Annotated in this window: 28 protein-coding genes; 19 read left to right on the forward strand and 9 right to left on the reverse strand. The window is 53.1% G+C overall.

The window, feature by feature from the left end:
* The first annotated feature begins 94 nt into the window (after nucleotides 1-94).
* The 5 genes from ACYVRB_RS04775 (at nucleotide 95) to ACYVRB_RS04795 (ending at nucleotide 6,041) form a co-directional block, all read left to right on the forward strand.
* A complete protein-coding gene (locus ACYVRB_RS04775) occupies nucleotides 95-2,170 on the forward strand; it encodes an AAA family ATPase (protein WP_461213896.1) in 2,076 nt (691 codons plus the stop codon).
* A 157-nt stretch (nucleotides 2,171-2,327) separates the two neighbouring features.
* Nucleotides 2,328-2,804, forward strand: a complete 477-nt coding sequence (locus tag ACYVRB_RS04780; protein ID WP_461213897.1) for a DUF2975 domain-containing protein — start codon at nucleotides 2,328-2,330, stop codon at nucleotides 2,802-2,804.
* 9 nt (nucleotides 2,805-2,813) lie between these two features.
* Complete coding sequence (locus tag ACYVRB_RS04785; protein WP_461213898.1) at nucleotides 2,814-3,014, forward strand: helix-turn-helix domain-containing protein; 201 nt, start codon at nucleotides 2,814-2,816, stop codon at nucleotides 3,012-3,014.
* Nucleotides 3,015-3,275: 261 nt separating this feature from the next.
* Nucleotides 3,276-5,171: a fructose-1,6-bisphosphatase gene (locus tag ACYVRB_RS04790; RefSeq protein WP_461213899.1), complete on the forward strand. Its 1,896-nt coding sequence runs from the start codon at nucleotides 3,276-3,278 to the stop codon at nucleotides 5,169-5,171.
* A 39-nt stretch (nucleotides 5,172-5,210) separates the two neighbouring features.
* Nucleotides 5,211-6,041 (forward strand): YitT family protein, encoded by an 831-nt coding sequence (locus ACYVRB_RS04795; RefSeq protein ID WP_461213900.1) that lies wholly within the window; start codon nucleotides 5,211-5,213, stop codon nucleotides 6,039-6,041.
* A gap of 223 nt (nucleotides 6,042-6,264) precedes the next feature.
* On the opposite strand, the gene ACYVRB_RS04800 is transcribed toward ACYVRB_RS04795, so the two are convergent.
* Nucleotides 6,265-7,287 (reverse strand): branched-chain amino acid aminotransferase, encoded by a 1,023-nt coding sequence (locus tag ACYVRB_RS04800; RefSeq protein WP_461213901.1) that lies wholly within the window; start codon nucleotides 7,285-7,287, stop codon nucleotides 6,265-6,267.
* Between the two features lie 247 nt (nucleotides 7,288-7,534).
* Here ACYVRB_RS04800 and ACYVRB_RS04805 point away from each other — a divergent pair, with 247 nt between their 5' ends.
* A complete protein-coding gene (locus tag ACYVRB_RS04805) occupies nucleotides 7,535-7,873 on the forward strand; it encodes an ArsR/SmtB family transcription factor (RefSeq protein ID WP_461213902.1) in 339 nt (112 codons plus the stop codon).
* Between the two features lie 117 nt (nucleotides 7,874-7,990).
* Here ACYVRB_RS04805 and ACYVRB_RS04810 read toward each other — a convergent pair whose 3' ends face one another.
* A complete protein-coding gene (locus ACYVRB_RS04810) occupies nucleotides 7,991-8,695 on the reverse strand; it encodes a VIT1/CCC1 transporter family protein (RefSeq protein WP_461213903.1) in 705 nt (234 codons plus the stop codon).
* Nucleotides 8,696-8,708: 13 nt separating this feature from the next.
* Entirely contained in the window at nucleotides 8,709-9,377 is a 669-nt protein-coding gene (locus ACYVRB_RS04815; protein ID WP_461213904.1) for a VIT1/CCC1 transporter family protein, read from the reverse strand.
* 511 nt (nucleotides 9,378-9,888) lie between these two features.
* Between ACYVRB_RS04815 and tyrS the strand changes: the two genes are divergently transcribed.
* From tyrS to ACYVRB_RS04880, 13 genes are all read left to right on the forward strand, one after another.
* Complete coding sequence (gene tyrS, locus ACYVRB_RS04820) at nucleotides 9,889-11,148, forward strand: tyrosine--tRNA ligase (RefSeq protein ID WP_461213905.1); 1,260 nt, start codon at nucleotides 9,889-9,891, stop codon at nucleotides 11,146-11,148.
* A gap of 254 nt (nucleotides 11,149-11,402) precedes the next feature.
* Nucleotides 11,403-12,650, forward strand: coding sequence for a CHAP domain-containing protein (locus ACYVRB_RS04825; RefSeq protein ID WP_461213906.1), 1,248 nt, complete (start codon nucleotides 11,403-11,405; stop codon nucleotides 12,648-12,650).
* A gap of 139 nt (nucleotides 12,651-12,789) precedes the next feature.
* The gene (locus ACYVRB_RS04830; protein WP_461213907.1) at nucleotides 12,790-13,986 is read left to right on the forward strand and encodes a C40 family peptidase; all 1,197 of its coding nucleotides are present in this window, start codon (nucleotides 12,790-12,792) and stop codon (nucleotides 13,984-13,986) included.
* 83 nt (nucleotides 13,987-14,069) lie between these two features.
* The gene (locus ACYVRB_RS04835) at nucleotides 14,070-14,438 is read left to right on the forward strand and encodes a hypothetical protein (protein ID WP_461213908.1); all 369 of its coding nucleotides are present in this window, start codon (nucleotides 14,070-14,072) and stop codon (nucleotides 14,436-14,438) included.
* Complete coding sequence (locus ACYVRB_RS04840; protein WP_461213909.1) at nucleotides 14,428-15,006, forward strand: guanylate kinase; 579 nt, start codon at nucleotides 14,428-14,430, stop codon at nucleotides 15,004-15,006. The genes ACYVRB_RS04835 and ACYVRB_RS04840 overlap by 11 nt, the downstream gene beginning before the upstream one ends.
* Nucleotides 15,007-15,060: 54 nt before the next feature.
* Complete coding sequence (locus ACYVRB_RS04845) at nucleotides 15,061-15,504, forward strand: Fur family transcriptional regulator (protein WP_461213910.1); 444 nt, start codon at nucleotides 15,061-15,063, stop codon at nucleotides 15,502-15,504.
* A 193-nt stretch (nucleotides 15,505-15,697) separates the two neighbouring features.
* A complete protein-coding gene (locus ACYVRB_RS04850) occupies nucleotides 15,698-16,207 on the forward strand; it encodes a hypothetical protein (RefSeq protein ID WP_461213911.1) in 510 nt (169 codons plus the stop codon).
* 12 nt (nucleotides 16,208-16,219) lie between these two features.
* Nucleotides 16,220-17,056 (forward strand): DUF6681 family protein, encoded by an 837-nt coding sequence (locus ACYVRB_RS04855; RefSeq protein ID WP_461213912.1) that lies wholly within the window; start codon nucleotides 16,220-16,222, stop codon nucleotides 17,054-17,056.
* A gap of 258 nt (nucleotides 17,057-17,314) precedes the next feature.
* Nucleotides 17,315-18,052 (forward strand): amino acid ABC transporter ATP-binding protein, encoded by a 738-nt coding sequence (locus tag ACYVRB_RS04860; protein WP_461213913.1) that lies wholly within the window; start codon nucleotides 17,315-17,317, stop codon nucleotides 18,050-18,052.
* Nucleotides 18,053-18,063: 11 nt separating this feature from the next.
* Nucleotides 18,064-18,888 carry a glutamate ABC transporter substrate-binding protein gene (locus tag ACYVRB_RS04865; RefSeq protein ID WP_461213914.1) on the forward strand — a complete coding sequence of 275 codons (825 nt, stop codon included), beginning with the start codon at nucleotides 18,064-18,066 and terminating at the stop codon, nucleotides 18,886-18,888.
* A complete protein-coding gene (locus tag ACYVRB_RS04870) occupies nucleotides 18,889-19,533 on the forward strand; it encodes an amino acid ABC transporter permease (protein ID WP_461213915.1) in 645 nt (214 codons plus the stop codon).
* Nucleotides 19,534-19,548: 15 nt separating this feature from the next.
* On the forward strand, nucleotides 19,549-20,214 hold the full coding sequence (locus ACYVRB_RS04875) for an amino acid ABC transporter permease (RefSeq protein WP_461213916.1): 666 nt from the start codon (nucleotides 19,549-19,551) through the stop codon (nucleotides 20,212-20,214).
* Between the two features lie 138 nt (nucleotides 20,215-20,352).
* A complete protein-coding gene (locus ACYVRB_RS04880; protein ID WP_461213917.1) occupies nucleotides 20,353-20,985 on the forward strand; it encodes a helix-turn-helix domain-containing protein in 633 nt (210 codons plus the stop codon).
* Between the two features lie 66 nt (nucleotides 20,986-21,051).
* On the opposite strand, the gene hflX is transcribed toward ACYVRB_RS04880, so the two are convergent.
* From hflX to ACYVRB_RS04910, 6 genes are all read right to left on the reverse strand, one after another.
* Nucleotides 21,052-22,329 (reverse strand): GTPase HflX, encoded by a 1,278-nt coding sequence (gene hflX / locus ACYVRB_RS04885; RefSeq protein WP_461213918.1) that lies wholly within the window; start codon nucleotides 22,327-22,329, stop codon nucleotides 21,052-21,054.
* Between the two features lie 205 nt (nucleotides 22,330-22,534).
* Complete coding sequence (locus ACYVRB_RS04890) at nucleotides 22,535-23,455, reverse strand: ABC transporter substrate-binding protein (protein WP_461213919.1); 921 nt, start codon at nucleotides 23,453-23,455, stop codon at nucleotides 22,535-22,537.
* An 11-nt stretch (nucleotides 23,456-23,466) separates the two neighbouring features.
* Entirely contained in the window at nucleotides 23,467-24,444 is a 978-nt protein-coding gene (locus ACYVRB_RS04895; RefSeq protein WP_461213920.1) for a FecCD family ABC transporter permease, read from the reverse strand.
* The gene (locus ACYVRB_RS04900) at nucleotides 24,441-25,409 is read right to left on the reverse strand and encodes a FecCD family ABC transporter permease (protein ID WP_461213921.1); all 969 of its coding nucleotides are present in this window, start codon (nucleotides 25,407-25,409) and stop codon (nucleotides 24,441-24,443) included. Before ACYVRB_RS04900 ends, ACYVRB_RS04895 begins: the two co-directional genes overlap by 4 nt.
* A 5-nt stretch (nucleotides 25,410-25,414) precedes the next feature.
* The gene (locus ACYVRB_RS04905; RefSeq protein WP_461213922.1) at nucleotides 25,415-26,209 is read right to left on the reverse strand and encodes an ABC transporter ATP-binding protein; all 795 of its coding nucleotides are present in this window, start codon (nucleotides 26,207-26,209) and stop codon (nucleotides 25,415-25,417) included.
* Nucleotides 26,202-26,705 (reverse strand): NAD(P)H-dependent oxidoreductase, encoded by a 504-nt coding sequence (locus ACYVRB_RS04910; protein WP_461213923.1) that lies wholly within the window; start codon nucleotides 26,703-26,705, stop codon nucleotides 26,202-26,204. The genes ACYVRB_RS04905 and ACYVRB_RS04910 overlap by 8 nt, the downstream gene beginning before the upstream one ends.
* Between the last annotated feature and the right edge of the window lie 270 nt (nucleotides 26,706-26,975).

Genomic DNA, 26,975 nt, shown 5'->3' on the forward strand with positions numbered 1-26,975 from the left:
AAGAAGACCGGCAGTGGTCCGACTATAATCCGAGCGCACTGCCATGAGTTGGCGGTGCTTTTTTAACGGTACCGCTTAATGAGGAGGAATGACAATGGCAAGTTTTAACGATCCATTTTTTGATAATGGGATGGATGACTTTTTTAATCAGCTGATGCACCGCATGGATAATGGTCGGCCGCGTTATGTCGTGAATGGCCATGAGTTGACCCCGGAAGAGGCGGCTCAGTTGCAAAATCAATCCGGAAATATTCCCGTCGCCACTAAGGAAAAGCCGAAGTCCAAGAACATCTTGAATAAGCTGGGCCGCAATTTGACGCAAGCCGCCAGAGATGGTCTGCTGGATCCTGTCATCGGACGGGATCACGAGATTCAAGAAACGGCCGAGGTGTTGAGTCGGCGGACCAAGAATAATCCGATCTTGGTCGGGGATGCCGGCGTCGGTAAGACCGCGGTCGTTGAAGGTCTCGCGCAGGCAATCGTGGCGGGCAATGTCCCAGAAGCGATTCAAGACAAAGAAATCTATGCCATCGACTTATCCAACCTGGAAGCCGGTACGCAATATCGGGGGAGCTTTGAACAAAATATCCAAGACCTGATCGCAGCGGTGAAAAAAGCCGGCAACGTCATCTTATTCTTCGATGAGATCCATCAGATCTTGGGTGCCGGTGCCACCGGCGAAGGCGGCAGTAAAGGCCTGGCAGATATCATCAAGCCGGCGCTGTCTCGCGGTGATCTGACGGTGATCGGGGCGACTACCCAAGATGAGTACCGCAACACGATCATGAAAGACGGGGCGTTGGCACGGCGGTTCAACGATATCACCATCAATGAGCCCAGCGCCGACAGCACCTTCAAAATTTTGCAAGGGCTGCGCAAGTTGTATGAGGAACACCATCATGTCACCTTACCAGACGCCGTGTTGAAGGCTTGTGTCGACTACTCAGTGCAATATTTACCGCAGCGTTCATTGCCAGATAAGGCGATCGACTTGCTGGATATGACGGCGGCGCATCTGGCCGCCAAGCATCCGGTCACAGACAAGGTCACCTTACAAAAGCGGATCAATGATCTGACGACCCAAAAGGATCAAGCGGCCAAGGATGAAGACTTCGAAAAGGCTGCCAAGCTCAAGCAAGAGATTGCGCAGGCAAATGATCAGTTGCGCAACAATGGGGATGAGAGCCAGCAAGTCACGGCTAAGCCTAACGATGTCGCCCAAGCGGTCGAACGGTTGACCGGCATTCCGGTGGCCCAGCTGGGGTCCAACGATATCCAGCGGTTGCAGTCGATCGGGGCCCGGCTGAAAGGCAAGGTCATCGGTCAAGATGAAGCGGTCGATATGGTCGCCAAGGCGATCCGGCGCAACCGGGCTGGGTTTGACGATGGTGAACGGCCAATCGGGAGCTTCTTGTTCGTCGGCCCAACTGGTGTCGGCAAGACGGAACTGGCCAAGCAGTTGGCATTAGATATGTTTGGGCGCAAAGACGCGATCATTCGCTTGGATATGTCTGAATACAGCGACCGGACGGCGGTTTCTAAGCTAATTGGGACTTCTGCCGGGTATGTTGGCTATGAAGACAATGGCAACACCTTGACGGAACAGGTCCGTCGCAATCCGTATGCAATCGTCTTGCTCGATGAAATCGAAAAAGCTGATCCGCAAGTGTTGACCTTGCTGTTGCAAGTGCTCGATGACGGGCGTTTGACAGATGGTCAAGGCAACGTGGTCGACTTCAAGAACACGATCATCATCGCCACGTCTAATGCCGGCTTTGGCAACGAAGCGCTGACAGGCGAAAAAGACGCCGCCACAGGGCTGCAAACCAAGCTCGCGCCGTTCTTCCGTCCGGAATTCTTGAACCGGTTTGACGGCATCGTCGAATTCGCGCACCTGAGCAAAGACGACTTGGGCAAGATCGTGGATCTGATGTTGGACGACGTCAACCAAACGCTGGCCAAGAAGAACATTACGCTGGCTGTCAGCGATCAAGCCAAAGACTGGCTGATTGCCAAAGGTTATGATGAAGCGTTAGGCGCACGGCCGCTACGGCGGGTCATCGCCATGCACATCCGCGACAAAGTGACCGACTACTATCTCGAACATCAAGACGTTAAGCAGTTGAAGGCCGATGTCCAAGACGATGATATCGTCATCACCGCGGCTTGATCTGTCGATGGAACGCCCAGTAGCGCCCCTCAGGAATGAGGCAGCGATGCTGGGCGTTTTTTTGGCTTGACCCAGGAAACGGGAATTTATTGAATTTCGATAAAATCATATTGATATTCGATAAACTATCCGGTACACTATTGCTGAGGTGAGCGAGATGAAAGTACGGACCCTATTATTGAAATTGATGTTGGTGCTGGCCGGTGTGGTCGTCGCATTCTTTGGCATCGCCGGCTTTTGGCGGTTGGGACCAAAATTAGCCGAGATCTACCAGCATGCGCTGTGGGCATGGGTGTTTATTGCCGGCGGCTACATTGCCTGGATCTGTTTTTATGTCGCTGTGGTCCAAGCGTGGCGCTTGTTGCGGCGAGTAGATACCGACACGGCCTTTTCGCCGCTGGCGGTGGCGAACTTACGCGCATTGAAACTGGCGGTGGCAGGCATCACGATCGGGCTGGCGGCGATTTTACCCCAGATATATATTGCCGCCCAGCAAGAAGATGCCCCTGGGCTGTGTTTGATGGGGGCCGGTATCGTCGCGGTGCCGTTGATGGTGACGATTTTCTTAGCGGTATTGGAGCGATTGTGGGCGACCGCGTTAGCATACAAGCAAGAAAATGAGCTCACGGTGTAGGGGGTAGCGATGATTGTCATAAATTTAGATCAACTGCTCTTGGATCGGGGGATGACCTTGACGGAACTGGCAGAAACGGTGGATATGACGCTGGCCAACTTATCCATCCTTAAAACCGGTAAAGCCAAGGCGATCCGTTTTTCGACGTTGGCCAAGTTGTGCGCCGCATTGAATTGTCAGCCCGGTGATCTGATCGCTTATCAGCCGTGAGTTGCCAAGCTTGATGCTAAACGTCTCTGACCGCTATCCAGCCAGAGGCGTTTTTTGCGTGTCGTAAAATTTCTGATATTAAAAATTGGTAAGGTTGCCAACAAAATTTTCAAACCAGGTCAATTAGGATGTAGGCTTTCATAACAACGCGCGAGCCGGTGGCTATCAAGAAGATTGGAGTAACCGTTTTCCTGATGCGTCTAAGTGTGCTATGATGATGACATTATGACTATTGGTCTACCTGCAAAAAGGAGGGATTCGATGACCGATCCGACAGCAAAATACCAAACCGTACCAGAAATCACTACCGAGCTGATCAACCTGATGGCGATCTTAAACTTGCCCAAGCCCACCGAGGCGTTCATGAGTGATATCCATGGTGAATACAACGCGTTTCAGCATGTGCTCCGCAACGGTAGCGGGAATGTGATTGCAAAGATCCGGGAGTGTTTTCACGGGGAGATGACCGAAAAGACGCTGAAAGAAGTCGCATTTTTGGTTTATTATCCCAAAGAACGTTTGGCTGCAAGGCATGAAGACTTTCAAGGCGAGGAGTTGGTGCAGTGGTACCTAACAACTGTCCCGCGGTTGGTGCGCTTGTTAGCCTATACGGCCACCAAATATACGCGCTCTAAAGTCCGCAAAGCGATGGATCCGAATTTTGTCTACATCACAGAAGAGCTGTTGTATAACTCGTCGACCGACACTGACAAGGAAGATTATTATTGGGCAATCATCAACAACTTGATCGCCCTTAATCAGGTGGACAATTGGATTGCGGCGACTTGCACGACGATCCAGCACCTGACGGTTGATCATATTCACATCGTTGGTGATATCTACGATCGGGGCCCCGCACCGGACATGGTGATGGAGGCGTTGATTGCAAGAAAAAGTGTTGATATTCAATGGGGGAACCACGACATCTTATGGCTTGGTGGCGCGGCAGGTTCGCCGTTGTGTATCGCTAATTTGATCCGGATCAGTGCACGCTACAACAACCTGGGCATCTTGGAAGACCGTTATGGGATCAACTTGCGGCATCTTGCGCGGCTGGCAGAACATTATTACCAGGATAACCCGGCGTTTCGGCCGCACGGTGCGACCAACGTTCCAGAAGATGAGTTGCTGGAGATCACCAAGATCCATCAGGCAATCACGATCATTCAATTCAAGCTTGAAGGCCCTGTGATCAAGCGGAGGCCAGAATTTGAGATGCACCACCGGCTGTTGTTGGACAAGATCTCGGCGGATCGCCAGTCGATCATGTTGCACGGCAAGCGCTATCCGCTACACGATACTTGCTTTGCCACTGTTGACCCAGAAGATCCCTACGCTTTGTTGCCAGAAGAGCAACATGTTGTGAACCAACTGGTACAGGCCTTCACACACTCGGAAAAACTGCACCGGCATATGGATTTTCTGGTGGCTAACGGCGGTATGTATCTGCGTTATAACCACAACTTGTTGATTCATGGCTGTGTGCCTGTGGATGCCCAAGGGAACTTTGTCGGCTTGACGATCAACGGGACGACCTATGCTGGCCGGCAGTTGTTCGAGATGTTAGAGGCCAATCTGCGCTTGGCGTATGCCAACCCTAAGGAACAGGCAGATCTAGCGACTGATTTGCTGTGGTATTTGTGGACGGGACCATACTCACCGCTTTTTGGCAAGCACGACATGACGACCTTTGAGCGCTATTTCATCGATGCGCCTGAGACGCATGACGAACATCCCAATCCTTATTACCGGCTGCGACGTTCCGAGCCTTTTGTGCGTAAAATTCTCGAGGCGTTCGCCTTGGATCCCGATACCGGACATGTGATCAATGGCCACACGCCGGTGAAAAAAGGCAAGTCACCGATCATGGCAAACAAGAAAATGCTCGTGATCGACGGTGGTTTCTCACGACCGTATCAAAAAACCACTGGCATCGGGGGCTACACGCTACTGGATAATTCTTATGGGATGCAATTGGTGACTCACCAGCCTTTTGTGACCAAGGACCTGGCGCTAGCCAATCTCACGGACATTATTTCGACCAAGCGGGTGGTCGAAACCGAGGCCAAAAGGCGAACGGTGGCGGAAACCGACATCGGTCATCAGCTCAAAAAGCAGATCCGCCGGTTGCAGGCGCGCTTGGCAAAACTTCAGTGACTTGTTATCATTAAGATAATAATGATAAAGAGGTGACTTATGCGCAAACACCACCACCCGCTTTGGCGCGGCGTTCTGATGCTCGTCGCGCTAAGTCTTATCGCTGTCAGCATCAATTGGTTTTATGCGCCACATGGCGTTGCCGCCGGTGGCGCCACCGGGATCGCCATTTTGGTGCAAGAGGCGTTCGGGGTTTCTGTCGGGATCACGACGTTGGCCGTCAACCTGATCATGCTTGCGTTGGCATGGGTATTTCTCGATAAGCAAACGACGCGACGGATCTTGATTGGTAGCTTTGTCCTGCCACTTTTGTTAACGGTGATTCCACAGCAGAATCTCGTTAAAGATCGCTTGCTGGCGGTGATTGTCGGGAGTGTGATCTTTGCTGTTGGCGTGGGTTTGAACTATCAGCTTGATACGTCTAGTGGCGGGACGACCGTGCCACCGATGATTTTAAAAAAGTATTGGGCGCTCAAACCGGCGATCGGGTTGTTCCTGGTCGATCTGGTCGTTTGCCTGTTCAACATTCCGGTGTCTGGTGTGGAAGCCTTCATCCTCGCAATCTTTGCGATCGGGCTGACCAGTTTGGTGATGACCTATGTCGAAACCGGGTTTGATCGGAAGAAGGCCGTCTACATCATGAGTGCGTCGATAGCAGCGATCAAGCTGGCAATCCAAGAGCAAAGCGATTATGGGTTGACGGTACAATCAGTCGTCGGTGGTTACTCAGGGCAGTCAACAGAGATGTTGATGGTGGTGGTTGAACAGCCTGATTTCAAGTCCTTGGTCGATCAGGTGCGCACGATCGACGACCAGGCGTTTATCCTTGCGGTGGAAGCGACTGAGGTCCACGGCGGCAGCCTTAACTAGCTATCATCACCCGCTGAGACATAAAGCAGACAATAGAAGGGCTCTGCCGAGTAAATCGCAAACTTTGTGATTTGCTTGGCAGAGCCTTTTTTGCGCAAATGCGATGCTTTATGGCGCGTACCTCTCTGTAATCATCGCGGCTATTTCGGCAATGTTAATTTTGTCTTGGTCCCGTTTTTCAGCAAAAAAAGAACCCGGTTTCCCGAGTTCTTGATGGTTTGATTTAATCAACCGGATAGATCCAGCCTTCTGGCGCTTCAATATCGCCAAACTGAATGCCGGTGAGTTCGTTGTAGATAGCTTCGGTCAGCTTGCCGGTCTTGCCATCGCCAAAGGTGTGGACGTCGTCGCCGTAAGTGATGCTGGAGATTGGGGTGATAACCGCGGCGGTCCCACAAGCGCCAGCTTCGGCAAATTGATCCAGGCTGTGGATGGAGATCTGGGTCTCTTCGGTTTCAAGACCGAAGCGCTCCTTGGCGAGTTGTAAGATGGAGTACTTGGTAATCGAAGGCAAAATCGATGGGGACTTTGGCGTCAACAAGTGCTTCTCATCCTTGGTGATCCCAAAGAAGTTGGCGGAACCGACTTCTTCGATGTTTTCATGGTTGATTGGATCAAGATAGATCGCATCACCATAGCCGTGTTCATGCGCATACTTGCCGGCTTGCAGGCTGGCCGCGTAGTTGCCGCCGACCTTGGCACCACCAGTACCAAAGTGAGCCGCACGGTCGAAGGAGTCTGCAACGATGAACTTGGTTGGTACCATGCCGCCCTTGAAGTATGGGCCGACTGGCATCGCGAAAATGGTGAAGAGGTATTCCTTGGCAGGCGCCACACCAATGTTTTCACCGATCCCGATCAAGATCGGGCGCAGGTACAAGGTCGCACCGGTGCCATAAGGGGGAACATATTCTTCGTTAGCTTTGGCAACTTGTTTGGCTGCATCGATGAACTTGTCGACTGGGATCTGGGGCATGAGCATCTTATCCGCTGAGCCTTGCAGACGCGCAGCGTTGCGGTCTGGGCGGAACAATTGCACTTTACCGGCTTTGGTCCGGTAGGCCTTCAAGCCTTCAAAAGCGCCTTGGCCGTAGTGCAAGATCGGTGAGCTTTCGTTGATGGTGAGCATGTTGTTGGTCGACAACTTGCCGTCATCCCAAGCGCCATCTTTCCAATAAGAAATGTAGCGATAAGGTAGGTTCATGTAGTCAAAACCGAGGTTATCCCAATCAATATTTACAGTCATAACAATGTCCTCTTTTCGTGAATGTCACATTAACATTAGACAAATATTAAAATACAGTGAGGAATAATGCAAGCTTTATCGTGAAATTTGACGTGAAACTTTCTGAAATTAGCATGATCGGCCTGAATGGCACCGCTTACTACCAAATTAGGTGTATGCTCAGTTATGGAACAATACTGTTAAATAAATTGTTAATGGCGTAAACTGTACCTGGGGTTTTAGTTTAACCGATGGAGGGATGACAATCGTGGCACATTATTCAGAGATTCAACGCGCGGCCCTTGAAGAGTTTCAGGCTGATATTGGACACCTTAATGCGCTGGCAGGGAGTAGCCGCCAGCGCTTGTTGATGAGCTTGGGGACAGCACCTGATAAAAAGGGCCTGACCGTAAGTGAACTCGCCGAGACGATCGGCTTATCACAGCCGGCGACTTCGCATCACCTCAAGGTCTTGCGAGAAATCGGGATGGTGGGTAGTCACCACGAGGGCAATATTGTTTATTATTATTTGACTCTTGGCGACACGATCGACCGCTTAGAGCGGTTAGCGCAAGCTTTACGCAAGCAACAGGAATTGGATTGCTAAATTAGTCTGCAGGCTTTATTATACGCCATTTTGATGGGTCAACGTACCGACTTGCAACCAAAATAAGCCTTCAAGGTAAGCTGGGTAAGCAGTTTGCCTTGAAGGCTTATTAGGTAGTTACATGGCTTGGCCGATGCCGTAGTGGATCGCCATGGTGATGATCCCGATGACGACGTTGCGGATGACAGCGTTTTTGACGATGCCATCACCGAATTTGGCGGATAAGAAGCCGGTGAGACAGCTAGTGAGGACGACCGAGGCGATCGTCCCTGGCCATGCCCAGACGCCGGGGATGAAGGTCATCGCCATCAGCGGGAAGATCCCCCCACTGGCAGCAGAAACCAGCGAAGAAAACGCCGCATCCCACGGGTTCATGTAGTGGTCTTGCTTGAGCTGGTATTTGATGTCGATCATCGTCCCAAGCGCGTCTTTTTGCATCAGCTCGTTGGCGATTTTCTCAGCTGTGGTCGCGGTCACGCCGCGATCAACGTAGTGGGCCACGACGGTTTTGAGTTCACCAGGATAATCGGTTTCGAGCAGGCGCGATTCGGTTGCCACCACGGCGGTTTCAGTATCTTTTTGGGAACTAACACTCGCGTATTCACCACTAGCCATTGAAAAGGCACAGGCCAAAAGATCAGCAAGACCGGCGATGAAAATGGTGAAGTGGTCGGTGGTTGCCGCAGCGACGGAGAACAAGACGCCGACAACCGTTAAAATGCCATCGTTGGCTCCGAGGACCCCGGCACGTAACGTGTTGGCACGTTCAGCCATGGTTTGCTTGTCGCGAGGATGCTTGTTTTTGATTGAGATAGATTTCATCGAAGCGTCCCTCCTAACGGGCAAACAGGGTGCCTACAAAGTAGGTGACCGCCATCGTCAATATCCCAGAAACGACGTTGCGAAGCGCTGCCCGTGGCCGGTTAGCGTTGCCTAAGGCGGCTGCCGTGTAGCCGGTGATGGTTAACGCGATGATGACGGCTGCAACCGTCGCCCACATGCGAATGGCCGTGGGGAAGAAGCTGATGGCGACCAGCGGCAGGATCGATCCGATAGGAAACGAGATCATCGAGGCCAAAGCGGCGGAAATCGCGCTGGTTTGTTCGTGGCGGTCGAAGCCGTAACGCTCACGCACCGCCGTCGACAACGGATCGTTGGTCATCATTTCACGGGCGGCTTGTTCCGCTAGATCTGCGGAGATACCCGTCTGAATATATTGTTGGCGGATAAAGTCGACTTCCCCGTCGAAGTTGTTGTCTAACGCCCGCGATTCTTTGATCACGGCGTTTTTTTCACCGTCTCGTTGCGCATTGACGGAAACGTATTCGCCCATGGCCATCGAGACGGTGCCGGCAAGCATCCCCGATAACCCGGACAAAAGAATTGCATGACTGTTGCTGGTCGCACCTGCGACCCCAATGACGATCCCTGCAACTGAAAGGATACCGTCATTTGCCCCCATAACGCTGGCCCGCATCACATTGATCTTTTCTGCTAAGTTCATAATGTGTGGCCTCCAAAAGGATAAATTAGAATGGTTCTAAATAACAAGTACATTATAAGCCTCCGCCTAAAAGATGTAAAGATAGGTAACGACAATTTTTGGGGAGCCTTAATTAATCCGTATTTTACGCCGATCACACCGACTTTCCAAGGGCTGCACAAATTGATTGCAAAAAAGCAAATTGTTGGGCGCTTGTTCAATTCTATCTTGACGACAGCAAGCAGATAGCATCAGGATTGACAATTCAAACGGCTGTGCTACACTAATTTCAATGCGATTCAGGTGAGTATCAGTAGCAGGTGCTGGTGAGTGATCAGAAAGTTGACGGGTGCTGCGAGTCAACCAGCCAGGCTTTGCGAATTACAGCTCACAACACTGATCGTCGGGCGATGCCGTTAACCATCATTGAGATGGTTTCGGCCAAATCAGGGTGGTACCGCGGATCAATTCGCCCCTGTTCGCAATGCGAACAGGGCTATTTTTTTGGTCAAAAAAATTTAGGAGGAACATCATGACAGAGAATATTTTAGATGAGTTGGCTTGGCGTGGGGCGCTCAACCAGCTGACCGACGAAGAAGGTTTGCGCAAGCTCACGACCGAAAAAAAGGTGGGCATTTACGTCGGCACAGATCCAACCGGTGATTCCTTACACGTCGGGCACCTGATCCCATTCATGATGCTCAAACGCTTCCAGCTGATGGGGCATAAGCCTGTGATCGTCATCGGTGGTGCGACTGGTTCGATCGGGGATCCGTCAGGGCGCAATTCCGAGCGCGTGTTGCAGACGATGGCTACCATCGACAAGAACAAAAAGAAGCTCACCGCCCAGATGGAGCGCCTGTTTGGTACAGATAACTTCCGGATCGTGGATAACTACAGCTGGTTGTCGAAGCTGTCGATGCTGGACTTCCTGCGTGACTACGGCAAACTTTTTCCAGTCAACCAGATGCTGGCCAAAGAAGTCGTTGCCAGCCGCCTTGCTAACGGGATCTCATACACCGAATTCACCTATCAAATCTTGCAATCGATTGACTTCTTACATCTATATAAGAACGAAGACGTGCAGGTGCAACTCGGTGGCGCCGACCAATGGGGCAACATCACTGCAGGGATCGATTTGATCCACAAGGTTGAAGGTGGCGACGCTGAAGTCTATGGGTTGACCAACCCGTTGATGTTGAAGTCTGATGGGACTAAGTTTGGCAAGTCTGCCGGCGGTGCAGTCTATCTGGACGCAGACAAGACCAGTCCTTACGAATTCTATCAGTTCTGGTTCAACCAAGACGATGCAGACGTCGAGAAGTTCCTCAAGTTCTTCACGTTCTTATCTAAAGATGAGATTGCGGAATTAGTTGAAGCCACGCAGACCCATCCGGAAAAGCGCGAAGCTCAACGGCGCTTGGCCCAAGAAGTGACCAAGTTTGTGCACGGCCAAAAGGCTGTCGACCAAGCCGAGGCCATTTCAGCGGCACTATTTTCTGGCGATGTCCAAGACCTGACGGCTGAAGAAATCGAGCAAGGCTTCAAGCAGTTCCCATCGGCTGATGCGCCAACGACGCCTGAAAACATCGTCACCTGGTTGGTCGATACCACTAAAATCGAAAAGAGCCGCCGGCAGGCACGTGAAGACGTGCAAAACGGGGCGATCACGATCAACGGTGAAAAGCAACGTGACCTCGACTATACGGTCGATCCCAGCCAGCACTTTGACGGTCAGTTTGTCATCGTTCGTCGCGGGAAGAAGAAGTATTTCCTGGTACGGATTCACTAATGTTCGATATGAAGAGATCAAGTCGGTTGGCGACTTGGTCTTTTTGCTTGCGGTAAGCGATGTGACATTGCCACTACCAGATAACAATCGTGTGAGTAGGAAAGCCTTTGCGTTACAGAAAGATTGCGGTTGTGTAACATTTCGCTTTGTGGTCTAAATGTTCGTCGATAGTAATTCGTTTGTTACAGCGCCGTAACCTTCACGGGTTAAGCTACTCAACAGTGATTAACGAAAAAAGGGTGGCAAACATAAAAATGAAGTTACAGACAATCCTAACCACATTGGTAACCGCCGTAACCTTGACGGCCTTCGCCGCAACGGCGACGCAAGTGTCCGCATCTAGCGACACCCAAAGTCAGATTTCCAGCAACCAAAGTAGCACGGACCAGCTGGTTGAGCAGCTCGCGGCCGCAAACACCGAAGTTATCAACCTCAACACCAAGATTGCTGACAAGAACACAGCGATCCAAGATGCCCAAGCGAAGATCACCTCAACGCAAGCGCGCATCGTTGAATTGAAGGGTGAAGTTTCCAAGACGGAAGCTGAACTGGCTGCACGTAAGCAAGTATTGAAGCAACAGCTCATTTCGTTGCAAAAACAGGCCGGCGATTCCGTTACAGGGAACGTTTATGTTGATTTCGTCTTGAACTCCGATGATCTTTCCGATTTGATTTCGCGGACGTCCACCGTCAACAAGCTGAACCAAGCCAACAAAGATGCGTTGAACGCGGTGAACGACGCCAAGGACAAATTGGCTAGCCTGCAGGCTGAACAAGTTTCCAAGAAGCAGACATTGATTGATACCAAGGCCTCTCTTGAAACCGAAAAGACTCAGCTGGTTGCTTTGAAGGCCGACGCTGACAAGAAGTCCGATGCGTTGAACCAAAAGATCAACGATAACAAGTCTGTCTTGGTTGCGTTACAAGCTAAGGCTGAACAAGAAGACGCGTCTGCTAAGGCCAGTCTTGCTAAGTTGAGCGCCGTTGCCGGTGCTACTGCTAAGAGTAGCAGTGATGCGACAAGCAAGACGCCAGCTAAGGCTGCTTCTAGCACTTCCACCAGCACTGTTGCGGCGCCAAGTGCCAAGGCCAGTGCGCCAAAGAGCAACGTCGTCAACAATGCGCCTGCTACCGGCACTAAGACGTCCGGCGATTCCGCTGGTAATGCTTATGCTTACGGGCAATGCACCTGGTATGTTAAGTCAGTTGCGCCTTGGGCCGGCAACCACTGGGGTAATGGCGGTCAATGGGGCGCCAGTGCCGCAGCTGAAGGCTTCACGGTCAACAACAGTCCTTCTGTAGGTTCGATCGTGGTTGTCGCAGGCGGCCAGAACTTCGGTGGCTGGACTGCCGCTGCCGGTTATGGTCACGTGGCTTATGTTGTCGGTGTTAACGGCAACTCGATCACCGTCCAACAAGGCGGCATGGGCTTCTCCACACCAGCTGGTCCTAACACCCAAACGGTCAGTGGTGCAAGCAGCTTCACGTATATCCATCGTTAATCAGATAACTAACCGGTCGGTAACGACCGGTTTTTTATTGTTTTTAAGTGCAAGCGTTTTTAATTCGTCGCAATCGCGAAACATGTTTGTTACACAAGTCTGATACACTGAGACCATGAAATTTGGAGGAAGACAAACCATGAAATTGATCGCAACAGTGACGACAATCGCCGCAGCAACGATCCTGGCAACGGTAGGCGTTGGCGGCCAGCTAACCCATGCAGACGATGGGGCCAGTGATTTGAAACAATCTTTGACGACCAAACAAGCGGCCAATAGTAGCATCCAAGACCAGTTGCAAAAGGCCCAAGACGCAGTTTCTGCGATTGATGCGAAGATGACGGCCAAGACGGTCGCGATTCAAAACACAACCGCAAAGATCGCCACCCTTGATACGAAGGTGGCGGCTTATGACACCAAAATCACCAACGCCAAGGCAGAAGTTGCCAAGCGAACCGCAGCATTAAAGTCGCAACTGCAAGCCTTGCAAAAGCAGGCGGGTGATTCCGTGACCGGCAATGTCTATGTGGATTTTGTCTTGAACGCGCAGAGTCTCGACGAGGTGATTTCACGCTCAGCAACGGTCGGCAAGCTTAATGCGGCTAACGCAGAAGCGCTTAGTGATGTGCAAGCGGCCCAAAGCCACCTGGCAAAGCTTAAGCAAGCTGCCAATGCTGACGCCGCTGATCTCAAAGCTGAGCAAGCCAAGTTGGTGTCAGCGCAAGACAAGCTCAAGACGATGTCTGGGCAACTGCAAACCAAACAAGCTGCACTTCAGCAACAGTTGGCCGCCAATCAAACGGCTGTCTCAGCGCTCCAAGGGGACATCGCCAAGGCTAACGCTGCGGCCAAAGCGCAAGCTACCAAAGCCGCGGCAACCCAAGCTGCAGCAACCAAGACGGCGCAAAGCGATGCTGCTCAGCCTAAAGCTGCTGCACAGACGGCAACCAAAGCGGGTCAGCCAGCCGCAACGACCAATGCCAGCGGCAATGCCGGCGGGATGGTCGGCATCGCGGAACGCTACATTGGCGTACCGTATGTCTGGGGTGGTACCAGCCCAAGTGGGTTTGATTGTTCCGGGTTGGTGGTTTACGCCGCTTCACAAGTGGGCATCAGCCTGCCGCGTGTCGCCGCTGCGATGAGCAACGTTGGTTCTTCCGTATCGCTGTCGGCATTACAGCCCGGCGACCTGCTTTTCTGGGGCGGTGTCGGCTCGGCCTCACACGTTGCGATTTACGTTGGGGGTGGCCAGTATATCCATGCGCCAGCACCTGGCCAGTCGGTCACGATCCAAAGCATGGCGTATTACGCGCCAAGTTTTGCCAAACGCCTGTAAATTCCAGACGAACCGCGGGAAACCGCGGTTTTTTGCTGTCTGAGGATGATATACTAAAGAAAACCGGAAAAGAGGCGTTAGCGATGCAATATGGTGTGATAGGGGCAAGTTATCAGCAACAATCGTTGGCGGTGTTTCACGCCGGCTTCGATGCGGAACCACTGACCAGTTTTGACCAAGCGACGCACAAAGCGGTGGCCTTGTTAGTGACCGAGCTGGCGGCGAGTCCGTTGAAGGATATTCACCAGTTGCATGATCAAATCATGGACTGGCTCGAGTCCAAGCCCTCAGATCTGCATCGACTCGATGAGCTGGTGGCAGATGGCTTGACGTTGAGTTGGTTTGCCGATGATCATTTTATTATTAACGCGATGGATACCACTGAGGCTTATCAGTTGCACATCGAAGTGGTGCCGATCAAGATGGCAGGAGGCACGCAACGTGAAGCATAAGTTGATCGTGATCACAGGCGCGACCGGTACCGGGAAAACAACGGTGAGTCGCTATCTGCAATCGACATATCACGTCCAAAAGGTGATGACGCACACGACCCGGCCGATGCGAGTCGGGGAAGTGGACGGGGTCGACTATGCGTTCGAAACGGCAGCTAGCTTCGCCAAAAATCATTACATCGAAAGCGTCACCTATGCCGGCTATCACTACGGTAGTTCTTATGAATCATTGTTTGCGGCTTGGAAACACGCAGCGTTTGCCAGCATTGTGTTAGACACGGCAGGCGCCATTACATATGCCCAAACGCTCGGGCCTGCAGTGGCGACATTGTTTTTGACGATCAACGATCCTGCGGTGTTGCGCACACGCCTGCTTGCACGCGGGGATGCCCCCCAGATGGTCGCGCAACGATTGGCGTCAGCTGAGTATCAGCGCGACTTGGTGTTGCCGGAGGCGTTGGCTCACAATGCGACGGTGATTGCCAACGACGATTGGGTGAAGGCTCAAAAAGCGATCGACCATTTCATGACCGCCGTGGCCCTTGAGGTTGCTGGTGTCCACGATTAAATTGTGTTATACTCACTTAATCGGAATGATAACGATTAAAAATGGAGGCAAAACATGTCGAATGTGACGATCGCAATTGAGCGGATGAAAGCCGATGGCATGCGTGTAACCAAGCAGCGGCGCGATCTTGTGGCGTATCTCGATCAGCATGCAGATAGTTATGTCACGGTGACGAGTATCGACGCGTTCATGCGCGATCGCTATCCGGGGTTGTCTCACGATACGATCTATCGCAATGTGAAGGCGTTTGAGCGGCTTGGTATTTTGGAGTCTGAGGTGCAAGATGAGCAGGCAATCGTGAAACTGCAATGCGACTATCAACACCCGCACCATCACCATTTTATCTGTCGCAACTGCCACCGCGTCCAGGAGTTGCAGATGTGTCCGTTAGGCTATTTTGAAGATCAAGTCCCAGGGGCTGTGATCGAGAGTCACAACTTCGAGTTGTATGGTTTATGTGCTGATTGCGCCAAGAAGCTTGCGTTAAGCAGGTCGTGATCGCGCTCTGGTCGGCCAAGGCAAAATCCTTCGTCTAGGACTTTGCCTTGGCTGATTTTGTTTGTTAGGCTTGACTAGGGGAATCTTAGCCGCGTCGTCAGTACTTTTGGTTTCTTTGCATTTACTTAAGGTAGCGGTCGAGAAGGATGCGGTACAATCGAAGCATGATATTTTCTTGAAAGGAGTCCATTCCATGGCATACCGGACAGCGCCATTATTATCACCGGCAGCAATTGTTTCCATCATTATTCTCGTTAGCGGTTTTAATGTGATCAATACCGCCGTGAACCCGAGCGCCAAGCCTAAGTCTGAAGCGGCGCAGAGTTCCTTGATTTCCAGCCAAAAGGCGGCTAAAACCGGCTCGTCGGTGACGACCTCCAGCAGTAAAAAGCCAGCACCGGCTTCATCGAGTAGCAAGGACAATGCCTCAACATCGTCTGATGCACAGTCGCAAGATCAAAATAGCCAGTCGCAAACGGATCAACAGTCGGCTTCCACGAAACAGACGCCTCAAACAACTGAGCGGGCGTCTTCCAGCTCGACAGGTAAGACAACCGATGGTGGCGCCAACCAAGGCAACACGACGAATCAAGGCTCTGCGGCCGAATCAAGCAAGGCCGGGTCAGAATCGTCGAGTAGCGCTGATTCCGGCACGGCGTCATCGACGACGCAAGACACCGGATCGGCTGCGGCCAGTGATTAAGGAGGCAAAAGCATGTTAACGGCATTAGACATCCTCAATCGGCTGTTGAGTTATTTCAATATTCAAGATAAGGCCAAAGGAAAGGCGTTTACGGTGGTCGCGTTTGTGGCCAACTTCTATTTGCTGTATACGGCCATCCAAGGACTGCGTTATCCGGGCTACCGCCTGCAGGGATTGTTATTCCTAATTGGCTTTTTAGTGCTGGAATACTTCATCGTGTTAAATGTCTTTTATTACTACACTGACAAGCAATTGAAGTTTGATATTTCGCCCAAGGTGGAAAAAGCGCTCGGAGGCAATCAGGCCCAGATGAAGGCGGCCGAAAATAGTCTGACCAAATCTCAGCTGTCAGGTCCTGCCAGCGGGTTGTTCCAAGACGACGCGTTGTTGCCCACGACGATCAGCATCTCCCCCACGCAACAAAACAATCTCGACGCATTGGTGGCCCGCTTGGTTACCCAAGGAAACCTCAGCACCAATTACGCGGGGTTGGATGATCACGCCATCGCCAGAGTCGCGCGTCGGTCGCATCAACCAGTGGCAGCGATCGGCAATTTGGTCGAGCTCCCATTCTTCAAAGTCGTGGCGGAAGGTGACACGCTGGTGGTATACGGCGGTGTCAACGCCTTGAGCAGCACGCCTGTGGCGACGGTTCAGCGCGTGGGGTTGCTCCCGGTGCGTGACGCAAAGGCGGAGTATCAATTGGCCGCAGCTCACGTGTATCTGACCGGCGGTGAAAGTAAGCAGATGGGACGCAAGAGCCTGATGACCAGAAGCGAACCTTATGGGCTGACCGTTCAACTCGCCTATCAGCCAAAGCAAGCGGCGCATGTTGATGCGCGTCGCTGAATAATCATAAGCTTTTTTATGACAAATCAGCGTGATAATGATGGTTTGATAAGTTCTTTAAAAGGGCGATCTCATCTCGCTGACAACATATATGTAGGTTCTCGCCCGCGGCGAAACAGTAAGGCTGTTATCGACGCGGGTGCGAGAGCCTTTTTTAATTGGACAAGATGGCTAAAAAATGATAAATTATTCATAATCACTCATAAGGGCACTGTGTACGTCAAGGGCCAGAGGAGATACCACAAAGGAGGGATTACGATGTCGATGATCGAATTCCACGATGTCGAGAAGTATTATGGCAAGTTCCACGCACTGAAAAATATCAACCTGACCATTGACCGCGGCGAGGTCGTGACGATTATTGGCCCGTCTGGTTCCGGTAAAAGTACGCTTCTACGCACAATCAATGGCTTGGAGCGGGTGCAGTCTGGGCAACTGATCGTTAACGATTTTGACCTTGCTGATAAGAAGACAGATATGAACAAGATCCGCAAGAATGTCGGGATGGTTTTCCAGCACTTCAACTTGTATGCCAACAAGACCGTGATGCAAAACATCACGCTTGGCCCGACTCTGGTGCTGAAACGCAACAAAGACGAGGTACACGAAGAAGCGCTCAAGCTGCTGGATCAAGTCGGGCTCAGAGATAAAGCCGATTCCTATCCTTCCGCATTATCCGGCGGGCAAAAACAACGGATCGCGATCGCGCGTAGTTTGGCGATGAAGCCCAAGGCGCTGTTGTTTGACGAACCGACGTCAGCACTCGATCCTGAAACCATCGGGGATGTGTTGGATGTCATGCAAGACATCGCCCAACAAGGCATGACGATGGCGGTGGTGACGCATGAAATGGGGTTCGCCCGGCACGTGGGTAACCGGATCGTGTTTATGGCGGACGGTCAGATCCTTGAAGATGCAGACGACGTCAACGGCTTCTTCGATCATCCCCAAGAACCTCGGGCGCAAGAATTCCTCAGCAAGATCATCAACCATTAAGGAGGGGCGAGATGAAAAAATCACGCAACTTCATGGCACTGATCGTGTTGTGCTTGGGCATTGTGGTCGCCTTGGCCGGCTGTGGGAAGTCTTTGGCTGATCAAGACGTCTTGCAACACGCCAAACAAACCAAGACGATCGTGTGGGGGGTCAAGGCGGATACCCGGTTGTTCGGGTTGATGAACACTAAGAGCGGCAAGATCGAAGGCTTTGATATCGACATGGCCAAGGCCTTGACCAAAGAGATCCTCGGTCCTCAAGGCAAGGCGGAACTGGTGCAAGTCACGTCAGACACCCGGGTCCCGATGCTTAAAGGCGGCAACATCGATGCAATCATCGCCACGATGACCATCACGCCGGACCGGCAGAAGGTCTTGAACTTCACGCAACCTTATTTCAACGCCGGCCAATCACTGCTGGTAAAAAAAGGCAGTCGCATCCATTCGGTCAAAGACCTCAAAAAAGGCGACAAGGTGATCGGGGTTCAAGGGTCGACGTCTGTGGATAACATCCAAAAAGCGGCGCCTCAAGCCACTGTGTTACAGCTTTCCGACTATGCGCAAGCCTTCACCGCGTTGAAGTCTGGTCAAGGATTGGCGGTCACCACCGACAACGGGATCTTGTACGGGATGTCTGAACAAGACCACCGTTATATTGTTACCGGCGGCACCTTCACCAAAGAACCGTACGGGATCGCCATCAACAAAGGGCAAGACGCGATGACGAAACGAATGAACCAAGCGATCGATGCCTTGCGCAAAAACGGCACCTACGAAAAGTTGATCAACAAATGGTTTGGCGACGTGCCAGGCTTTGATATCAAGGAGGTGGAGTAAATGTTCACGATCCTCATCCAACACCTCCCGACACTGCTGTCAGGGCTCGGGTATACGCTCGCTAGTTCGATCATTGCCTTGATCGGCAGCTTGATCATCGGGACGGCATTTGCCCTGATGGAACTGTCGAGCCATCGCGCATTAAGCGTTATCGGCCATATCTATGTGGAAGTCGTGCGGAACATTCCGCTGTTGGTCATCACGATGGCGTTTTACGTTATCGTGCCGGCTTACGTCGCGCAGATCGATGGTTTCACCGCCGGGACGATCGGCTTGACGATCTACACCAGTGCGTTCATTGCCGAAACGATCAGAGCCGGCATCCAATCCGTGGCGGTCGGGCAGATGGAAGGCGCGCGGTCAGTGGGGATGACCTACACGCAAGCCATGGTGAACATCATTTTCCCGCAGGCCATCAAGATCGTCATCCCGCCACTGGGCAACCAGTTTATCAACCTGGTGAAGAACTCGTCGATCCTGGCCTTTGTCGCCGGGTTCGATCTGATGTATCAAGGCAAGATCATTGCCAACGAGACCTTCAACACCTTCGATACTTATCTGGCGGTGGGGTTGTTGTATCTGATCTTGACGATGCCGCTGTCGTATTTCATGCGGTATCTCGAGAAAAAATGGAATGTCGACTAGAAAGGAGGTCCCATCATGCAGAATTTTATCGATGCTTATTCTCAAGTCAATCTGGCTTACCTGCTGCAGGGCCTCTGGGTGACGCTTGAGGTCAGTGTGACCTCGATCTTCTTCAGCTTCATCATCGGCACCTTGCTCGGGGTCGCACGCTACGTCAATATCCGGATCTTCTCACCGCTGGTCGGGTTCGTGATCGATTTGATCCGGAACTTGCCGCTGCTGTTGATCTTGTTTTTCACCTACTTCGCGTTACCTAACGTCGGGGTACGGTTGCCGGTGATCCCCGCGTCGATCGTGGCGATGACGGTGTTTGAATCTGCGATGTTAGCCGAAATCGTGCGTTCCGGGATCAATGCGGTTCCGACCGGGCAGATGGAAGCGGCCCGCAGTAACGGGTTGACTTATTCGCAAGCGATGATTCACATCGTGTTGCCTCAGGCGTTCAAGGCCATGATTCCGCCGATCGTCAGCCAGTTCATCTCGCTGGTCAAAGACACTAGTTTGGCGACGATCATCCTGTTGCCAGAACTGACCTATCACGCGCAGATCATCTACGGGCAAAATATCAACTACATGATTCCGATGTTTGTCGCGCTGGCGGTGTTGTACTTCATCGTCAACTACGCGCTGTCTTTGCTATCGCGCATGATCAACAAGCGGATGTCTTCTGGCGTACGCTGAACCATCTGCAATAGGCGTCTTTGCAACGATTCGTTGCAAAGACGCCTATTTGTTTGAATCAGGTCCGAATGCCGAGATTCTTAGCTAGGCTTTCAGGCCTGGCGCGCGTATGCTAAAAGAAAAAATGGAGGGATCACCATGACCACGATCGGAGACCGCTTGCAACACGCCCGCACCGCGCAAGACTTGACGCAACAGACTGTCGCGACCAGATTGCATGTGTCTCGGCAAACCATTTCGAGTTGGGAGACGGGACACAGTTATCCGGACATCACCAGCTTGATCGCGTTGAGTGCCTTGTATCAGCTCTCTTTGGATGACCTGCTTAAAGGTGACACCCAGATGCAGGCCGTGTTTAAACAGCGCGACACGGTTTTGCACCGTGTCCGGCATGTCAGCTGGCTGTTGTTTGGCATCGACGCCATTTTGATTTTTGGGTGTGTCGGATATCTGTTGGGCTGGCACGATTTTGACATCACAGATACTTGGTCAACGTTGATTTTGTTTGTGATGATTCTTACCAGTGCGATGTCTGTCTTGTTGTCCCGCCTTCAAGCGCATCTGCGGCGGCTGAAGATGCCGCGGTGGGTCAAAACGATGTTTGTCATTGCGGGACTGGCCGGAGCGGCGTTTGGGGCATTGCGGATCTGGGCGCATTGGCCATGGTACACGATCGTTGGCTTTAGTGTCTTAGTCGGGGTGCTGGCGTATGTCTATATCCGTTATCGCGCCACACACCTGCAAAACGCCGGCAGCAAGTCGCGACGGTGAGTGACTATTTCCCGGGAAATCAAAAAAAAGCGTGTGGCCGCTTGGGGCACACGCTTATGGAATCAGTTAGTCTTCGATCAGGTAGCCGCGGAGCTTGCCGGCTTGGATCGGGTTAACGGTGGTCGTGATCCGGGTTCCGGATTCGGTGTAGTCGGTGGCGCTGACGCTGGTTTCGCGGTTGATGAAATCAACCACTGCCCCTTCGGTGAACGGCACCAAGTAGGTGTTGGTCTGATCGGTGGCATACAGATGCTGTTTAATCAGCTCGGTGAGCTTGATCAGCGAGTTGTGATCGCGGGCGGAGTAGATCAAATCATCACCGTTGATTTCCGGATATTGGGCGCCTTCGCGCAGATCAGCCTTGTTGTAGGCGACAATCATCGGGATATCTGTGATGCCGATGGAAGCCAAAGTTTTTTCCGTGACGGCCATCATCTCTTGAGAATGTTCGTCAGCGTAGTCGACCACTTGGATGAGTAAGTCTGCGTTGGCCGCTTCTGCCAGGGTCGCCTTGAAGGCGTCGATCAAGGTGTGAGGCAACTTGGAGACGAAGCCGACGGTGTCAGACAACAGGAACTTGCGCTTGTCTGGCAAGGTAATTTGGCGGACCGAGGTGTCCAGCGTGGCAAACAGCATGTCTTTTTCAAAGACCTGTTTGGTTTCTGGATGGTCGGAGAAAAGTGCCAGCAGCCCGTTCATAGTGGTCGACTTGCCGGCGTTGGTATAGCCAACTAAGGCGACAGTCGGCAACTCGTTAGTTTCACGTTGGGCGCGGCGGACTTCTTCGCCGATGTCGGCGTCTTTGAGCTCACGGCGCAAACGGGCGATCCGCTTGTTTAAGACCCGCTTGTCCATTTCGAGTTTGGTTTCCCCGGCACCACGGTTGGCCAGGCCGCCACCGCCACCTTGCTGATCCAGCTTGTTAGCGCTGGGATGCAGGCGTGGCAAGGCGTATTGTAGCTGCGCGATCTCGACTTGCATCTTCGCGGTTTTGGACTGGGCGCGGTTGGCGAAGATTTCCAAGATCAGCTGAGTGCGATCGACGATGTGGTGCTTGGTTTCGCGTTCCAGGTTCCGCAGTTGCGATGGCGACAGTTCGTCATTGACCAAAACGGTGGTGGCGTCTTTGGCGTCGGCCAGCTCGCGGATCTCGTCGACCTTACCGCTACCAAAATAAAACGCGGCGGTCGAGCGATCAAGATTCTGGCGCAGTTCGCCGACGACGTCATAGTTGTTCGCCTTGGCGAGTTCGACCAGTTCGGTCATGGTGTAATCGAAGTCCTCTTTGCCGCGGCTGATGCCGGTGACCAGGACTTTTTCAGGTTGTTGATGAGTTTCTTGCACGTTGGCTCCTTCTGCTTGCAACCACACAAAAAACGATAGCACGGCTACCGTTTGGGTGTTGCGAGCCTGCTTGTGAGTGTTAAATTAAGCTTTGCCGTTGATTTTCTGGCGCATGGCGGCTCGCTCCCTTCGTCTTCAATAAGTCTAGTGTAACATGTTTGGCACGCACAAAAAACCCAGCAGACACGGCTGCTGGGCGGCTGAGCTATTGTTGGGCGAGCATCGTCTTGGCGACCAAGTTGATCTGGCCGCGCACGGCGATAGGATCGTAGTAATACATTTTCGTGAACGGCAACTCAACGACATGGTTAGCCTTGACGGCAGGCAACTGCTTCCACACGGCGTTGGCCTTGAGGTCCGCCAGTGATTGCTTGGAGCCGCTGGTGTTGGAGAAGAAGATCCAGTCACCGGCATAAGTCGGCGCGGCTTCTGTCGAGATCTGTTTGTAGCCAGTGCCGGCTTCGACTTTTTGCGAAGCGGCATTGAGCTTAAAGCCCATAGCGGTAACGATCGCGTTGCCGCCGCGGCCCCAAGTCGAGCCATCGACGTAGAGTTTGTTGGCTTGAATGTCGAAGAAGGATACCGTCGTCTTAGCCGGATCGATCCCTGCGGCTTTGAGCTTGGTCACCTGTGTCTTGGCGGTTTGCTTCAGGTCTTTGGCGACGGCCTTGGCTTTGGCGGGTTTGTTCATGTAGGTGCCAAACTTGGCCAGCGTCTGGTAAACATCGCCGGTCGAGCCATAAGGAACGTACAAGACCGGGGCGATCTTCTTGAGCTTCTTCACGTCGGCTTCGTTGGAAGTGACGATCAAGTCAGGATCCAGCTTCAAGATGGCTTCTTGGTTCATCGCGTTGCCGAGATTCTTGATACCCTTGGTTTGCTTAGCGCTCAGCCAAGGATTGGCCAGATCCATCTGGGTGGAGCCGACCACATGGACGCCTAACGCCAACAACTCGTCGGTATAGACGGTCGCGACGACCCGCTTGGGATGAGCCGGGATCTTGGTTTTGCCGGCGGTGGTTGTCACGGTGCGGGTAGCAGGCGTGGTCGACGTCGGTTTGTTGTTCGCACAACCGGCGAGGAGCAGGCTGGCGGCCAAGGCAATGAATAAGAATCGTTTTCGCATAAGGAGTCCTCCTAGTCGTGAAAAAGCTGAAATAAAAAGTAAGGCATCGTGATGACCGCGACCACCAACCCGACCGGCAGTGTCGAGGGTAAGAAAAGGTTGTTGGCGACGGCGGTGGCCGCGAGCATGATGCTGGCACCCAACAGGATCGTGACAGGGAAAAGCCGGCTGAAGCGGCTACCGCAGATGTATTTGGCAATGTTAGGCGCCATCAAGCCGACGAGGCTGATGGCCCCGCCGACGGCCACGGCGACTGCTGCCAGCGCGATGGCCAGCAACAGCAACCAGCGCTTGGTGCTGGCGACGTTGACGCCAATGCTTTGCGCCATGTCGTCGCCTAAAATCAGCGCTGACAGCGGGCGGCTTAGTGCGGCCACAGCAATCAGGAGTAAGATCGCCACGACCCCATAGCGGGCCAGAAACGCCCAGTCGGTGTTCCAGAAGCTGCCCGAAAGCCAGGTCAATACGCGTTCGAAGTCAAACGTGTTCATGTTCAGTTGGAGCAGTAAGATCACACCGTTCAACAAAGCCGTCAAGGCGACGCCGCGCAACAAGAGCAGCAGCCGCGAGTGTGCGCCTTTTTGCGTGTTAACGATCGCCAAGGCGATGCAGGCGCCTAAGATCGCGGCCAACGGCAACCACCGCTGCACAGAAAGGCCGTGGTGGCTGGCACTGAGGGTGATGAGGATCACCGCCCCGAGGCTGGCTCCGGCGTTGACCCCGAGGATCGAGGAATCGACCAACGGATTGGCGGTCAGGCGCTGAAGCAATAAGCCGCTGGTGGCAAGGGTGGTCCCGGTGATCAGCGCCGCCACGACATAAGGTAGGCGCATTGTCCAGACCACGAGGGTCGCGATCCGATCGCCGCTTCCGAACAAGGCGCCAAGCACCCGCAGGAAGCTGAGGTGGATGTCACCGAGCATCAGGCATACAAGCGCTAAAGCCAGCGTTAAGACGACCGCGGCGAAGGTGAACAGCAAGTTTTTCATGCTGCCACCTCCTTCGATCGGGCCAAGATGAGAAACAAGAAGGCCCCGCCGCAGATGGCACTGAGCGCTGACAGCGGCAGTTCGTTAGGCGCGGTGAGCGTTTTGGCCAACGTATCGACCACCAGCATGAATACAGCCCCGGCGAGCATGGTTGGGGCGATGTTGCGCTCGAGCCGGTCTGGATGTAAATACGCGATGATCTGGGGGATGCCAAGTCCGACAAACCCGATGTTGCCGGCGACGGCCACTGCCATACCGGCACAAACAACGACCAGACACGCAGCCAGCAACCGGATTCGGCCGGGATTGACCCCGAGGCTTTTGGCGGTGGTGTCGTCGAGAATCATCAGCGACAGTTCCTTGTGCGCACAGATGGCGACGATGACGACCAAGGCGGTGACGATCGCCAAGACCTTGGCCTGCGCGGGGGTGGCGTTGGCGAAGCCGCCGACGAGCAGGTTGCGAAACTGCGCGGTGCTGTTGGTCAACAGGCCGACCGCATAAGCCACACAGGTCAACAAGCTGGACAAGACGGTGCCGCCGAGGATAAAGCGCAAGATATCCAATCCTCCGCGACGCATGGCCAGCGCTAAGACAATGAAGAAGGCGATACAGGCGCCTAGAAAACTCAGCCATACCGTGTTGGCGATGGTGAGATCAAGCCCGGCCAAACCACCGATCATCAAAGCCAACGTGGCTCCGGCGTTGACCCCCAGGATCGACGGGTCTGCGATCGGGTTGTGGGCGAGCGACTGCATGAGCTGGCCGGATAACGCGAGCAAGGCCCCGACCAGTGCCGCGCAGATGACTCGCGGCAGGCGGATCCCCAGCAGGATCTGGTGCGTCAAGGAGCCTCCGGTAATCAGCCGTTGCGGGGCGTACCAGTGGACGCCGGCAGACAAGCTGACCAGTCCGACGATAAGGACCAAGACGATGAGCCCGGCGTTCAGGACTCCTAACCGCACGGGCTTCACGCGTCCACCAGCGTCTGTGCGTTCAGCAGTTGGGGGAACTGACAGCCAGCCGGTTGGACCACGGTGGCACTGACCTGAAATACCTGCGCCAACAGCGGGGCTGTCAATACTTCGCTTGGCGTCCCGGAAGCGACGATCTGGCCGTCATGGACACACAATAACTGATCGCAATAGCGCGCGGCTTGGTTCAAGTCGTGCAGCACGACAACGATCGTTTTGTTGACGTCGCGATTGAGTTGCTGCATCAGGTTCAAGACATCCAGCTGATGGGTGAGATCGAGATAGGTCGTCGGCTCATCGAGCATCACGATTGGCGCGTTTTGCGCCAGTGTCATCGCGATGAAGGCGCGCTGGCGTTGGCCGCCGGAGAGACTGTTCAGTGGGCGGTTGGCGAAATCGGCGATCTTGGCTTCGACCAGCGCCTGGCGGACCTGTGCTTCTTCTTGCGTATCGTGGCCAAAAAAGCCCTTGTGGTAAGCATACCGTCCGAGCCGCACCAAGGTGGCGACGGTGAGATCACCAGGCACTGACGGCGATTGGGCGAGATAGGCGATCTCTTTGGCGATCGCCTTAGGGGACAGCTTTGCCAAATCGCGGCCGTTGACCGAGACTTTGCCTGCCACTAAGGGATTGAGACCACCCAGCGCCTTGAGCAAGGTGGACTTGCCGCTGCCGTTGGGACCAATCAGGCCGGTGATTTTGCCAGCCGGGATGCGGATATGTTGATGGTCGATGATCGTTTTTCGCCCATAAGCGACGACGAGGTCATCGCCGACAAAAGCGTCAGGCATGTGCGCTCGCCTCCGTTCGAATATGTTGTTGGGTGGTGGCCAGCGCGTTGGCAAAATCCGAGCGCCGCTTGATGACGCTGGTGTCGACATAAACCGCTTCGCGATACGTGAGTTTTAGAAAATCAGCGAGTTGTGCCACCGCCACGGCGATACCGGGTGCAGTAGTGGCAGGGGTCTGGGTGCCGTCGATCAGTGCGTAAGTCGGCATCGCTGAAAAGTCGAAGTGCTTGGCGACCAGCGTGCAGCGATCCAAGAAGGTCTTGAGCAAACCGGTCATATCCGACCAATACACCGGCGTGCCGATCAATAAGGCATCGCAGGCGGCGACTTGGCCGATGAGCGGCAGGAAGTCGTCGTCTCGTTGTTGGCCGAGTTGGTTGATGTTGTAGTCGACCAACGACCAGGTCGTGGCGGTTTGATCTGCTAATAAGTAAGCCCCTAGTTGTGCGGTGTGCCCATTGGCGTTAGGACTAGCGTTAATGAATCCCCATTTCACGAGTGATGACCTCCTTTGATGCGTTAAATGACAACATAATGTGAAGTATATGATGATTAAATGTGAAAAACAAGTCGCAACATGACCACGATGATGGCTGTCAGCGATTGCATCCCTTGTCCCGTCTAGCATAGCAGGATTGATAGATTCTGACAATATTTTTTGGCCATAATCAGGCGCACACAGTTAAATAATGTTAAATCAAAATTCCGTGTGTTTAGCTTCTTGCTACCGTTGTCCGGCAACGTAAGCGCATAGTTGGCTGTAGAC

It is taken from the genome of Lacticaseibacillus boliensis (genome assembly GCF_054784775.1).